The organism is Bacteroides sp. M10 (assembly GCF_014334015.1).
GTDB classification, from domain to species: Bacteria; Bacteroidota; Bacteroidia; order Bacteroidales; family Bacteroidaceae; genus Bacteroides; species Bacteroides intestinigallinarum.
The window spans coordinates 4941884-4955706 of sequence record NZ_CP060488.1 but is presented as its reverse complement, the minus strand read 5'-3'; the positions used below and the strand labels follow the sequence as shown (position 1 = coordinate 4955706).

Annotated in this window: 10 protein-coding genes; 1 reads left to right on the top strand and 9 read right to left on the bottom strand. The window is 41.2% G+C overall.

The annotated features are described in order from the left end of the window. Positions 1-27 precede the first annotated feature (27 nt). The 7 genes from H8796_RS17980 to H8796_RS17950 form a co-directional block, all read right to left on the bottom strand. The gene (locus H8796_RS17980) at positions 28-447 is read right to left on the bottom strand and encodes a DUF1893 domain-containing protein (protein WP_008999621.1); all 420 of its coding nucleotides are present in this window, start codon (positions 445-447) and stop codon (positions 28-30) included. An 8-nt stretch (positions 448-455) separates the two neighbouring features. Continuing rightward, positions 456-1859: an aldo/keto reductase gene (locus H8796_RS17975; protein WP_117933756.1), complete on the bottom strand. Its 1404-nt coding sequence runs from the start codon at positions 1857-1859 to the stop codon at positions 456-458. Between the two features lie 19 nt (positions 1860-1878). Then, complete coding sequence (locus tag H8796_RS17970; protein ID WP_117933754.1) at positions 1879-3387, bottom strand: 4Fe-4S binding protein; 1509 nt, start codon at positions 3385-3387, stop codon at positions 1879-1881. Positions 3388-3574: 187 nt separating this feature from the next. Further along, positions 3575-4678 carry an MBL fold metallo-hydrolase gene (locus H8796_RS17965; RefSeq protein WP_117933753.1) on the bottom strand — a complete coding sequence of 368 codons (1104 nt, stop codon included), beginning with the start codon at positions 4676-4678 and terminating at the stop codon, positions 3575-3577. 148 nt (positions 4679-4826) lie between these two features. Continuing rightward, positions 4827-7448, bottom strand: coding sequence for a carboxypeptidase-like regulatory domain-containing protein (locus H8796_RS17960; protein WP_117933751.1), 2622 nt, complete (start codon positions 7446-7448; stop codon positions 4827-4829). 123 nt (positions 7449-7571) lie between these two features. Next, entirely contained in the window at positions 7572-8546 is a 975-nt protein-coding gene (locus H8796_RS17955; protein WP_117933749.1) for a FecR family protein, read from the bottom strand. Between the two features lie 97 nt (positions 8547-8643). Further along, on the bottom strand, positions 8644-9195 hold the full coding sequence (locus tag H8796_RS17950) for an RNA polymerase sigma-70 factor (RefSeq protein ID WP_117933747.1): 552 nt from the start codon (positions 9193-9195) through the stop codon (positions 8644-8646). A gap of 153 nt (positions 9196-9348) precedes the next feature. On the opposite strand from H8796_RS17950, the gene H8796_RS17945 reads away from it, so the two are divergent. After that, positions 9349-10224, top strand: coding sequence for an arginase family protein (locus H8796_RS17945; protein ID WP_117933745.1), 876 nt, complete (start codon positions 9349-9351; stop codon positions 10222-10224). Here H8796_RS17945 and H8796_RS17940 read toward each other — a convergent pair. Together H8796_RS17940 and H8796_RS17935 are read right to left on the bottom strand one after the other, a co-directional pair. Beyond that, positions 10221-10475, bottom strand: a complete 255-nt coding sequence (locus H8796_RS17940; protein WP_004325939.1) for a DUF3098 domain-containing protein — start codon at positions 10473-10475, stop codon at positions 10221-10223. The two genes, H8796_RS17945 and H8796_RS17940, sit on opposite strands and share 4 nt — an antisense overlap. An 11-nt stretch (positions 10476-10486) precedes the next feature. Beyond that, the gene (locus tag H8796_RS17935) at positions 10487-13624 is read right to left on the bottom strand and encodes a DUF2723 domain-containing protein (protein ID WP_117933743.1); all 3138 of its coding nucleotides are present in this window, start codon (positions 13622-13624) and stop codon (positions 10487-10489) included. Positions 13625-13823: the final 199 nt, after the last annotated feature.

The following is a 13823-nucleotide window of genomic DNA, read 5'->3' as shown; positions in this document are numbered from 1 at the left end:
TTATTTCGTGTTTCAAGTTTCTTCTTTTTACTTCTTATTTCTGATCTTTTCCAGAAAATCGCGGATCAGTGGTAATATTTCTTCTGCTGATTCCACTTCGCTGCACATTGTCTCTACAGGACATCCTCCTGTATGGTTACGGTTCCAGATAAAAGGTACTTCCTCTGTAAAACCAACTTTTATATCTGATTTCTGAAGCAACTCCAGAGCTTTGGTACTGATAATATCAGTATATAACTCTTTGATTCCTCCCAGAATCATCAGGGCGGCAGCTCCCTTTCCAACCACCTTATCAGCAATCGAGGCTCCTTTAAGAAACTCCGGTTCCTGGGTCAGTAAATCATAGATATCAGCCACACCGCGTTGAGTGAAAGTACGGATTTCTCCTTTGTTGGCAATAGTACAGGAATATCCTCCCGTATGTAGTAAATTGATTAATTCTTCCATCTTTTCTTTTATAAAGTACCTTGTTTCAATTGTTCTACGAACTGATCTATCCGATGCAGCTCTTTCGGAATATCAATGTTCTGCGGACAGTGTGCCACACACTGGTTACAACCGATGCAATGGCTTGCCTGACGAAGTTTTGGCACGCTACGGTCATATCCGACTAGAAAAGCACGCCGGGCTTTTGCATAATTCTCATCCTGCCCGTTCCTGGGGACATTCCCTTCATTGACGCAACGGTTGTAATGTAACAACACAGCAGGTATATCCAACCCATAAGGACATGGCATACAATATTTGCAGTCGTTGCAAGGGATCGTTGGATATTTCAACATTAATTGTGCCGTTTCTTCGAGAAACTCTTTTTCTTCATCTGTCAACGGTTCCAAAGGAGAATAAGTGCGGAGATTATCTTGCAGATGCTCCATATAAGTCATGCCACTTAACACAGTCAGAATGTCCGGAAATGAACCGGCAAAACGGAAAGCCCAGGAAGCGACACTGCTTTCCGGACGGCGTTGTTTGAGCCGTGCCACCAGGTTGTCATTCAATTTAGACAAACGACCTCCTAAAAGCGGTTCCATGATGATAGATGGAATTCCTCGTTTATGCAGTTCTCCATACAGATATTCAGCATCCGTATTCCGGGTATTGGTTTCTTTGGCATGTTTCCAGTCTACATAGTTCAATTGTATCTGTACGAAATCCCACTTGAATTCATCGTGCCGTGAAAGCAGATAGTCATACACTTCGATATCCCCATGATAGGAGAATCCCAAATTGCGGATACGTCCTGCCTCCCGTTCTTTCACCAGAAAGTCAAGCATTCCGTTATCCAGGTAGCGTCCTTTAAGGGCTTCCATTCCTCCCATGCCGATGCCGTGAAGCAGCATATAATCAATGTAATCTACCTGCAGGTCTGCAAACGATTTGTGGTACATCTTGAGCGATGCTTCACGAGACCATGTATCGGGAGAGAAATTGGATAACTTGGTGGCGATATAATATTTGTCACGGGGATGACGGCTCAATGCAATACCCGTTGCCTTTTCGGAAAAGCCCTGTACGTATGCCGGAGATGTATCGAAATAGTTTACTCCGTGAGCGATTGCATAATCAATCAGTCCATTCACGGCATCCTGGTCGATTACTTCACCATTACCGTTGGGAGCAGGTTTGAGAGGCCAACGCATACAACCATATCCCAAGAGTGAAACACGGTTACCGGTAGTCGGAGACGTGCGGTAAGTCATTTTATCGGTAGGCACCTCTCCTTCTCCTGTTGCGCTGCTTGAAGAGGAAGTACCTTTTGAGGAGCATCCGTATAATAGCCCTGTCGATGTGGCTGCACTAATACCTACAATCTTAATGAAATCTCTTCTATTTATATCTTTCTTATTTTTATCTTCCATAATCTTATACTGATTTAGATCAAATAATTCTATGCATCTGATGTCCTGTCACATAAATAGCGCTGAAAGGACGGGACGGACAAAGGTTCTCACACGCCCCACAACCGATACATTTTTCTACATTTACTACCGGAATCTTTGGAGAATCTGTTTTTTCAGGATCGGAAGCTACCATCTGTATGGCACCTGTCGGACAATGGCGGGCACAGTTGCCACATTCCATTCCATCTGTCAAAGGTACACAGTTCTCTTTAATCCATACGGCATGTCCGATCTGAATAGCTGATTTCTCGGCAAGACTGGTGAGATGAATAGCGCCGGCGGGACAAACTTCCGAACATTTAGTACATTCGGGACGGCAATATCCACGTTCGTATGACATTTCCGGTTGCATCAATGTCAATAGGTTGTCCGATGGGCGCAATACCTGGTTGGGACAAACAGAGACACATAATTGGCAGGCTGTGCAATGTTGAGTGAAATTGCGTGCGCTTAAAGCACCGGGAGGATAGATCGGATTTTCTCTTTGGGGAATCTTTTTATCTTCGATAGTAGCCAATCCTCCGTCTACTTTTTTCTCTTGTGCTTTCAGTACAGAAGTTGTTGCAAAAATGGCCGATGCTGAAAGGAAGCTACGACGGGCATTGTCTACCTGTTCAGTAGTGACAGACTTTGCTTTCGTATCTTCGCTCGTACCTGTTTCGTTCTTAGGTTTCCGTCTTGTGTATGTAATGGCTCCATGCTTACACTTTCCGATGCAATCCATACAAGTCACACAACGGCTATAATCTATTTCATGAGCTTTCGGATTAATACACGATGCTTTGCAATTGCGGGCACACAAACCGCAACTATTGCATTTGGAAGTATCAATTACCGGTTTGAATATCGCATATTTGGATATAAACCCTAATACAGTACCTACGGGGCAGATCGTATTACAATAGGTTCGTCCGTTGCGCCACGCCAGAATGAAAAGAACAACAAGGGTAACAATGGCAATCAGCATCGTCGAAAGACTCTTCATCCATACATCTACCTCATAAAAAGCATAACTATCCATTCGTTCGGCGAAGTACGCCAACAGGTTCTTTCCCCATTGCCAGACCGGTGCAAAAAGACTGGAAGCTATCCGGCCATAAGCACTATACGGTGCCAGCAAGATAGCCAAAGAGTTCAATCCTGCAACCATCATGATAATGAATACTCCTAAAACGCCATACCGCAACCATTTCATTGCTGGTGAATAACGGAACCGGTTTTTCTTTTGTTTGCCGGATACCCACGAAACAATGTCCTGAAACACTCCCAACGGACAAATAACAGAGCAGTAGATACGTCCGAACAGGAATGTAAGTACAACTAAAAACAATACGACACCTATGTTCAAGGCTAATAAAGCCGGCAGAAATTGAATTTTCGCCAACCATCCGAACCATGTGTGCAATGTACCCGTGAAGTCGAGAAAGAGCAGGGTAATAAGTGTAAAGCACACAATGGCGGTTGTAAGTCTGATAGTACGTAGCATAAACTAATTAATTTTCAATTTATAGTAGTTATATCTAAATGTCTAAAACTGTCAGGATTGAACCATCTATATTTCAACTTTGCAAAGTTAATCAGGGAAATTTGTTTTTCAACTATACAAATTACAGAATGTTTTACCAATTTTACTGATAACAGACGGGAAAACCTTTAGCCGATTGGGTAAAGCACTATTTTTCTAATGCCACGACCTCTCCAATCTCCGGAATCAATACATTCAGAGAATCTTTATTCTTCATTTCTTCTGCATTTTTGAGAGGTTCATCCCAACGATGTTTGGCCAACGCATATTTAGAATGATGTACGGTCAGAACTCTTTTCGCTTTTAAATCTCTGGCCGTCTGTGCCATATACTGGGGCATCAAATGGATCAAGCTCCATTCTTCGTTGTATTGTCCGTTTTCGAGGATTGCAAGGTCGATGTCCGGAAATCGGTTACCTATTTCTGCGTAATGCGTATCATATCCTCCGTCTCCGCCGATGTATATCTTTTGTGAAGGAGTTTCTAACAGGAAGGAAGCCCAAAGTGATTGGTTGGCAGTAAGTCCGCGACCGGAGAAATGGCGGGCAGGCAAACAATGTATCATAAAGCCCGGAGCGAGGTTTGCGTCTTCATTCCAGTCAAGTTCTATCAGACGCTCTTTATCAAATCCCCAATATTCGAAATGTTCGCCAACACCCAACGGACAAATCACTGCTCCAATCCGGTCTTTTAATTTTTTGACTGTGTTGTAATCCAAATGATCCCAATGATCGTGACTAATCACGAGATAATCAATGTCCGGCATATCATCCGGTGTATAAAGTTCCGTACCTTTGAATGGCTTGTTGACAAAAGATACGGGAGAAGCCATACAAAATACCGGGTCAACCAATATTCGCTTTCCTCCCGTTTGAATCAGGTAAGATGAATGTCCGAACCATACCAATATTTCTTCATTACGGTCAATCTTGCGTAAATCCGTTTTTATTGCTTTGACAGCCTGTTCGGGGCGCAAACCGTCTATCTTTCTGAAAATGAACTCCCAGATTCCGCTAAAACGTCCCCTGTCGGAAGTCATCAATAGAGTTTCATGCTGATTTTTAAATTCTCCGTTTCTGTAATTAGGAGATTTCATGACTCTTTCCAGCCGTTCCCCACGGGGAGTTCTGCCGAAACTGGCTTGATTGATAAAAACAATGACTGACACCGCCAGCAATGCTATTACAGCTAATATACATCCTATAATCATACGTGCTTTGAATTTCTTGAATATGATACGCATATAATTCATAACTAAATTATTTCACGCAGCAAATATACAGGTATTCAGAGAGCTTGTTAGTATATATATTACAGATTGTTATACCATAATTACTGAAAGCAGTTGCCTGTTGGGTGTCAGTCTATTGTGTGAACAAACCCTTTTCTTGTTCAGTTATTTAGAAATAAATTTTGTAGCTGATGTTCGGAATCAGCCCCGCTCCGTCTTTTTCTTCTACTACGCTCGTTCTTTCATTGTATTGATAGAAATGCATTCCGGTACGCATACCCACATTCAGTATTTTCAGAGAAAACTCGTGGGATACTCTTTTCTTATTGATCCGGAAACTGATGGAAACATCACCGTTTATAGATGGATTGAATCGTTTAGTATAGGCTTTGCTCTCGTCAAAGACGATGTCTTTTTCTTCCTGACTTTTTTCTTCATCCACAGGTGTATAGCGTCCTCCTCCCTGAAAGAACAGGCGGCTGTTTACACTTAATACATTCTGTTTGAGTCTGCCAACCATCCATTCTTTTCCGGCGAGCAGGTTCACTAAAAAACTTTTGTCCAGTCTCGTATTTCGCCAGATACGGTCTCCTCCCCTATATTTCGATTTGAATAATGAAGCTGTAATCATATAGTAGAAGCCGTTTTTCATGTATTGTTCCAGTGTTATATCTATTCCATAGTTTTTGGCTATTCCGGTGTTTGTCAATATGCGGTCTAAATAGAATTCTTCATAATTGATAATCGAAAAGGAGGAGTTTTCCTCAACTGGTATGTGGAATAAGTATTGATAATAGGGTTCTATTTTCAGATGTAGGGTCTGATTGATATTCCAGTCATAAGTGAATCCGAAATGATGTGCCTTTGAGAAGTCCAGGTACCGGTTTGATTCCTTTTTACCATTGATTATCTGTTCAACAAAGTAATAGTCGAGCCTTTCCCGACGGCTATGCAAGCCGTAAGCAGCTGCTAAAGAATGTGCAGGATTTATTTTCCATTTAAGGGCAACTCTCGGTTCTATCGACCAGTTCTTGTTTAAAGTAAAATATTGTCCGGTAACCCCTAAACTGGTTGTCAGATTGTTGCTCAAGTTTATTACGGAACTACTATATGCCGAGAGGACTGTGCTTTCTCCACTGCCTTTCGATATTTGCTCCATAGGTTTGTTTAATCCCAAATAAGGGCTGACTTTGTAATCAAGATCATATTTAAGTTCCGTAATGGTAATCCCTGTTCTGTTGGTATGCCTCGGACTGAATTTCTTATTCAGATATGAATTGAATACTAAATTCCATCTACTATTCTGAATATCTGCTACATTAATAATAGCGTCGTCGGTATGTAAGTCTGCCAATGAACGGTCTTTGGAATAGGTAGCGGATAGAGAAGAACGGATATAAGTATTTTCATCCAGTACATATTTGTGCGCTAAGCCACCTGCCAGCTTATCCAGTTTATTATATCCTGACGACCGGTCTCCCATCGTTTCCCATTCGGAACGTTCCAAAACATCTGCTTTATTTCTGTCTATCAATCCTAATCCCCAGATCGAAAAGGTTCCGGCTTTACGTGTGGGAAAATTTAGTTTGAAGGCTAAATCCTGATATTTCAGGTTGATGTCATTACCCGATGCCAGTGAAGTAGTAGAAAAGCGATAATTCACCAGATAGGAACTTCCCCGTTTTTTACTGATAGGACCTTCCGAAGCTAAATCTATGCCCATGAGTCCGACCTGAAAGGCGTGTTCGTACTTCTGATTATTACCATTGCGCAAATGCATATCGAAAACACCGGATAAGGCATTACTGTATTCTGCTGGGAAAGCTCCATTGTAGAAATCGGAGTTTCCGATAACTTGCGTGCTTAAAGCAGACAGAAATCCTCCTCCCAGCCCTGCTAAATCGGCAAAATGAGTCGGATTAGGTATTTCAATGCCCTCCAGTCTCCATTGGGTAAATTGCGGAGCGTTTCCCCGGATAGCCACTGCATTGGTACCGACATCTCCTGCCACTCCAGCAAATGCAGAACTTAACCGTGCCGGATCATCAAACCCATTGGCAAATCGGGACGCTTCTTCAATACTAATCATACGTCCTCCCGTAATAGCCATCGGGTTGACTGTCCGGTCTTTTTTTATTTCCGGTTTGACAAGCACTTCAGCCAAATCCTGCACATTTTCATCCATAGGGATTTCTACAAATACTTCTTTGGATGAAGTGACAGACACTTCGCTAATGATACTTGGGCGATACCCCATAAAAGATGCCTGAATATTATAACGTCCTATCGGGACGTTATTAATCCGGAAATTTCCCCGGTTGTCAGTTGAGCCTCCCAGTGAAGGTTTCTCTGCTATACAGACGGAGGCATATTCTATTGGCGTATTGGTTTTGGAATCAACAACGATTCCTCTTATGGTTTGAGTCAGTTTTTGTGTATCATCATTGGCAGGCTTTTGTCGGTTATCTTGCAAAGAAATAATAATATGATATCCTTTTATTTTATATACATATCCGGTTTCTTTTAAAAGTTGAGTCATCGCTTTGACGACAGCTACATTTTTAAGAGATAAAGACTGCTTTTTGTCTATATCCAGATTCGATTGTTCATAAGCGATGCTATATCCGGTTTGTGATTCAATTTGAGCAAAGGCTTCTTTTAATGAGATTCTTTTATTTTGTATGGTAATCTTTTTTTCTTTATTCTGTGCGACAGTTGTAAGAGAGAGAAAAGTAAAAAATAAAAAAATGGCGAGCTTAGCTGCCCGTTTATTCGTATTAATTCGATTCATTATTCTATATTTGTATGTTGATACTTCATTTTACGTCACTTGTTGAATGAGGATAGACATTTCAGAACTGGGAAGAGGGTCTCAAGCTGCTTCCCGGTTCTTTTTGTTCATAGGCTGTTTCTTTTATGGTTGGGTTAATACTATTTTATTTTCATGTTGTTGATAATCAAAGCCGATGATATCTTTCAATATATTCAGTATTTCATCCAGATCTTCATCTTTCAGAAATTTGACTGTATATCGTTTGGACGCAGGGATATTTGCCTCATTATCAATCGTGGTGTTATAGTGTCTTTCGAGGGTTCGGAATATTTCTCCGGCAGTAGCATTGGTAAAGATCAGTTTTCCCACTACCCAACTGTTGGTGTCATGAGTATCTATCACTGATATATGGATGTCTGACGACTTCTTATCGTATGTAAGCTGTTCATTGGGTTTAAGTATCCGGGGAGGTTGGGACTGGACGCTCACTTCTACCTTGCCGCTCGTCAGTGTAGTTGTTATTTTTTCATCACCAGGATAGGCTTTCACGTTGAATTTGGTTCCAAGAACCTTTACGGAAAGCTGGGGAACTTCCACGATGAAGGGGCTTGCAGTATCTTTTTGGACAGAGAAATAAGCTTCACCGTTAAGAATGACCAAACGTTTATCTTTAGCAAAAGTTTCCGGATATAAAATGGTGCTTCCCGCATTCAACCAAACTTCCGAGCTGTCCGGCAAGATTAGACGTTTCTGTTCTCCATAAGCAACGGATACCTCTATCATCTCGTTTTGGGGAGAAAGATAGCAGAACATTCCTCCTGCTAATAAAAGCAATGGAACAACAACTGCGGCAACACGGGCAAACCTCTGATAAGAAGCGATGCCCGTCAGATGTTCTTTGTTGTATCCGGTTCTTAAATTCACCCGTTCCAGTGAGGCATAAGTGTTCGAATCGGCTTTTACGTCCAATTCATTCCAATAATCCAATGAAGCTTCTGCTTTCGCCTGCTGGTTTTTATCTTTAATGATCCACTTTTGCACTTTCTCTTCCGTTTCGGATGGAAAGCGGGCGGAAAGGAACATTCTGATGATTTTGGTGATATTACTTTTCTCCATTTTTACTGCACTTTACTATATATACAGTTAGGTGGCGAAAAGCTCAATAAGAAAATGAATATTTTTGGAGAAAAAATAAGTAAAGAAGAAAATAAAGTTACAATAATGATAACAGAAAACATGAAATAACCTTCCGTATCTCTTTTAAAGCGAGGCTTAGCTGGCTTTCAACATTTCTTTTGGTAGTGTTCAGTCGTTCGGCAATCTCGGCATTGGATAATCCTTCATTACGACTTAATGTATAAATCATTCTCCGTTGTTCGGGCATTCCTCCGACAAGTTCGTCAATCAGCATTTCCAATTCCTTGGCAATAAGGTCTTCTTCGGAAGTAGAGCTATATCCTGTTTCTAGATTATGGTTCAGGTAGGCATCACACACATATTTATGTTTCAGAAAGTTGATTGCTGCATTTCTTGCAATGGTGTGCAAATAAGAATTGAATGATTTGGACGTATCAATCGAATGGCGGTTGATCCAAAGATTGACAAATAAATCCTCTGTCAGCTCTTCTGCATCAGGCTCCGATTTTATATATCCGTCAATAAATGCTTTGGTTTTGTTGTAGTATGTAATAAAAATAGTCTCAAAGGCCTTGTGATTCCCATCCTGAAAGGCCTCCAACGTTTTTATATCAATGTTGTTATTCATACTATTTCCCAACTTTCATTTCATTGGGACAAAAGAAGCAATAATTTATTTTAGATAGATGGTCTTTTTTGAAATATTAATGATATTAGAAAGATTTATTCTATTTTTGTACAAAGCATATAGTAAAAACGGAAATGAAAAAATCAAGTAAATATGGAAAATAAAAAATCAACTCTTCGTTTTATCTATCCTCAATGGCAAGGAGGAATTGTAGATCATTGGATGCCTGATATTCCGGCGGAAGATTCATCCAGAGGCTACTATCTGGGAGCACAGTTATTGAACTATTTAGCCCCACAGACCGGTCAGAAGACCGTCGAAGTTCCGGTTTCACTGGATATCAATGACAGAGTGACGGAAAAAGGTATTAGTGCACGCAGTGTCATACTGAAACAAACTAGAGCTGCGCTCGATCTGCTTAAAGAGAATCATCCGGATCGGATTGTCACTTTAGGAGGAGAATGTTCCGTTAGTGTTGTTCCGTTTACTTATTTAATCAATAGATACCCGGATGATGTAGCTATCATCTGGATAGACGCACATCCCGACATCAATCTGCCTTATGATGAATATAAGGGTTATCATGCAATGGCACTAACAGCTTGTTTGGGAATGGGAGATGAAGAAATAATGGAATTACTTCCGGGAAAAACAGATGCTTCCAAAGCCCTGATTGTCGGACTCCGCTCATGGGATGAAGGTATGCAGGAACGACAAAGAAAGCTGGGAATTAAAGGATTATCTCCACAGGAAGTTGCCAATGATCGTACAAAGATTATGGAATGGCTGAAAAGTACCGGGGTTTCGAAGGTGGTTATACATTTCGATATGGATGTATTGGACCCGGCAGAGATAATCGCTGCCGTAGGCGTTGAGCCTAACGGCATGAAGATTGAAGAAGTAGTTCGTATCATTAATGATATATCCTCCGAATATGATCTGGTAGGACTTACAGTTGCCGAACCTATGCCACGAGTGGCAATCAAACTTAGAAATATGCTCAATCAGTTACCTCTATTGAAAGATTAAATCCCCCTTTGACGAGGACGGTAAAGAATACCGAATACATTCAGTAGATACCCCAATAAACACAATAATGGGGCAATACGTATGCGTGTTCCACTAAATATATCGGGATTATAGGCGGCAAGGGTACTCCCCTCGCCGCTCATTAATATATATCCTATGATAATCAATATAGAGCCGATAATTAAGATAACGTAATTTCTTTTGCCCAATACTGTTTTTATTTCTTCTTCTCTTATTCTTTTCGATTTCATATTCTTTGAGTTTAGTTGTGATAATTCATTAGTTGAGTGAGTCGCATATATTTCTTTTCAAATTGCTGATTACTCTGTTCATATCTCTCTTTATCCATATTCTTCAGTAATTCATTACACTGATTCCATTGCCAGAACCTATACAAACAATCCCGTTGAACCATCTCTATCCGGTTCTCTCCTAACGAGAAAGCCCAGTCGATATAATTTTCCGATTCTGCTATCAGATGATTCAATAGATCGGTCGCTCTCTGCGTTTCTCCTATGGAAGCATAAGCGGCGGCTATATCATACGAACCGCTCTCGTATACTTCGGGAACATTATATGCCGGAATAGCTTGCCCAGCATATTCCAATACTTTTCTGGCACGGATGTCGTCTCCTTGTTTCACCAATTCTTTAGCCAGTTGCGCAAAAAGCCTTCGATGAGAATAACAGATGCGCAGGGTTGTTTCGTCCAGATAAAGTCCAGGAGTATCCAATCCTCCGTATTTATATCTGTTCATCACATTCTCGTAGAGTTTCTCCGTATCTATGGCATATCCGTTGCCTTCTTCTACGTCTCCCCATTCTTTATAGTTGAAAGGAGTAAACCGGAATGCTACCCCTTCCTGAACAAAGTAGTCATCAAACTTCAGTTTACTGGAGTTGCCTACCGAGATAGCCATGTACAGGGGACGTTCCCAGTTACAGTTAGCCAGGATCTCGAGCATGAGTAAGTCCACTTTAGTCAATAGACGTATATCTTTTAGAGAAATAGACAGTTTATCCGGTATTGCATCTCTTAGCTCTTCCCCTTTTAAATGACGAATGGCTTCAGGCAACATCATTCCTGAACGGAGTACTGCATCCTTATCAATATGGATATTTATTGTATCGGTAGGTATCACATGGAATTCCTGTTTCTCCGCGAACACCCAATATTTCAGGATATTCTTTATTTCATACGGATCATCTCCAAAACTATCACGGGCTTCTTCGGGATGTTTCTGATACAATGCTTCTATCTGTTTCTTCAATTCCGGACGAACAGCCACATATTCGTTCTTCCCTTCCTGGTATTGATTTTGATCCCAACTGATCGGCAGTCCGGGAGCATTGTACAAAGGACATTGTTGCTGATAAATGTACCAGTCGGTCTGCGCATAACTTAAATTGCAGATACGTACATCTCTGCGTACTTCTTCCGTATCCTGATTATACCACAAGGGGAACGTATCATTATCCCCGTTACAGAATATAATCGGATTTCCTTTGTCGGGAAGTGTCATCAGATAGTTAGCTCCAAAGTCACGACAGGTATATCGGTTGCTTCGATCGTGGTCATCCCAAGTCTGGCTTGCCATTTGTATGGGGACAAACAGGCAAAGCAGCATGAGTAAGCTGACCGGGAGGATTTTTGCCTGTTTTCTGCGAAACATGTCACAGCATCCGGCGGTTCCCATTCCAATCCAGATAGCGAACGCATAAAACGAACCTGCATACGCATAATCCCGTTCACGAGGTTGTCCGGGAGTCTGATTCAGATAGAGCACAATAGCCAATCCTGTCATGAAGAAAAGGAAAAATAAGACATTGAATTGCTGCTTGCCTTTTTTCCCGCGTGTCCATTGCCAATAGATACCGAGTAATCCTAATAATAATGGTAAGCCATAGAATACATTGTGACCTTTGTTCTCACGCAAAGATTCCGGCAAAAGTTTTTGATCCCCCAGTCGCAGATTATCAAGCCATGAAATTCCTGTAATCCAGTTACCATGTTCCGGTTCACCACTTCCTTGAATATCATTTTGTCGTCCGACAAAATTCCATAGAAAATAGCGCCAGTACATGTAGTTGAGTTGGTATGTGATAAAATAAGTCAGATTCTCTTTTTGTGTGGGAGTCTCTTTCGTACCTCCTCCGGACCATCCTTTGTAAGAAGCGGCCGAACGATCATTCCACATTCGTGGAAACAACATATTTTGAGTGTAGCACACGTCTTCTTTATAGCGGATAATTTTATACTTGCCTTCCTTCTTATCCGGCCGATAGATGGCAGTCCCTTTTTCTGTTTTTACCTTGTAATAGTCTCCTTCGGGCACATACTCCGGTTCGGATGCATAGGTTCTCCCATAAAGTAAAGGAGCACTTTCATACTGTTCGCGATTCAGGTAGCTTTTGAGTGTGAAAATATTATCCGGTGCATTCTCGTTGAGCGGCGTATTAGCATTGGCACGAATGAGTATGACCGCATAGGTGGTATATCCTATGGTGAGCATGAGTAAACACCACAAACCGGTATTCACGATGCGTTTTCTAAACCGATAAATGGCTCCTATCAGTAAAAACAGGACCAAACCCAGAAAGACGATCAATCCTGACTGGAAGGGTAATCCCATCACATTGACAAAGAATAATTCGAACCATCCTCCTACATCAGCCATTCCGGGTATATAAACAAAAAGAATCAATACAATAAGAATACCGGATAATGCAATGGCCCCGATAACTCCCTTGAATGATAGAGTCTGATATTTTTGGTAATAGAACACTAATACAATGGCAGGAATACAAAGCAGATTAAGCAAATGCACTCCGATTGAAAGCCCTATAATATAGGCTATCAGGATAATCCAGCGGTCACCGGACACAGAATCTGCTTCATCCTGCCAGCGAAGAATCATCCAAAATACCAAGGCTGTGAGGAAAGAAGAGAAGGCATATACCTCACCCTCTACCGCACTAAACCAGAATGTATCACTGAAAGTATAAGCTAAAGCTCCCACAAAACCCGCTCCCAGAATGATAATAACATCCATAACAGATAATTTCCGTTCATCGCCCACAAGCAAGGCTCTCACTAATCGGGTAATACTCCAGAAAAGAAACAAGATACAACCGGCACTCAATAGTGCATTTAAAAAGTTGACCATTCCCGACACTTGCGAAGCATCGGAAGCAAACTGGGTAAACAGGTTGCCGACAAGCATATAGAAAGGTGCTCCCGGCGGATGCCCTACCTGTAATTTTTCAGCACAAGAAATAAATTCGGGACAATCCCAGAAACTTGCGGTTGGTTCGATGGTCATCCCATACACAAATGCTGCTATCAGAAAGACCAGCCACCCACCGAAATCATTCCATCTTTTAAATAATAAGTTGCTCATTGTTCTGTACTTTTTTATTTGCAAAGTTACAGGACATACTGCTAAAACAGGCATTTTTTACCGGACGGATACGGACGGTCGTCAATGATAATATGTTGATAATCAACAATAATAAAAGTGAAGAGATAGACAAAAACAGACAGAGGATAAATTAGGTACAAATTAATAATGGCATAGTAAGGTAAATGGCATAAAAATG

Excerpts from the sequence above, each read along its gene's own strand:
- H8796_RS17950 (WP_117933747.1), bottom strand. The coding sequence starts at position 9,195 with ATGAATAACAACATTGATATAAAAACGTTGGAGGCCTTTCAGGATGGG.
- H8796_RS17960 (WP_117933751.1), bottom strand. The coding sequence starts at position 7,448 with ATGAATCGAATTAATACGAATAAACGGGCAGCTAAGCTCGCCATTTTT.
- H8796_RS17975 (WP_117933756.1), bottom strand. The coding sequence starts at position 1,859 with ATGGAAGATAAAAATAAGAAAGATATAAATAGAAGAGATTTCATTAAG.
- H8796_RS17945 (WP_117933745.1), top strand. The coding sequence starts at position 9,349 with ATGGAAAATAAAAAATCAACTCTTCGTTTTATCTATCCTCAATGGCAA.
- H8796_RS17980 (WP_008999621.1), bottom strand. The coding sequence starts at position 447 with ATGGAAGAATTAATCAATTTACTACATACGGGAGGATATTCCTGTACT.
- H8796_RS17935 (WP_117933743.1), bottom strand. The coding sequence starts at position 13,624 with ATGAGCAACTTATTATTTAAAAGATGGAATGATTTCGGTGGGTGGCTG.
- H8796_RS17965 (WP_117933753.1), bottom strand. The coding sequence starts at position 4,678 with ATGAATTATATGCGTATCATATTCAAGAAATTCAAAGCACGTATGATT.
- H8796_RS17940 (WP_004325939.1), bottom strand. The coding sequence starts at position 10,475 with ATGAAATCGAAAAGAATAAGAGAAGAAGAAATAAAAACAGTATTGGGC.
- H8796_RS17970 (WP_117933754.1), bottom strand. The coding sequence starts at position 3,387 with ATGCTACGTACTATCAGACTTACAACCGCCATTGTGTGCTTTACACTT.
- H8796_RS17955 (WP_117933749.1), bottom strand. The coding sequence starts at position 8,546 with ATGGAGAAAAGTAATATCACCAAAATCATCAGAATGTTCCTTTCCGCC.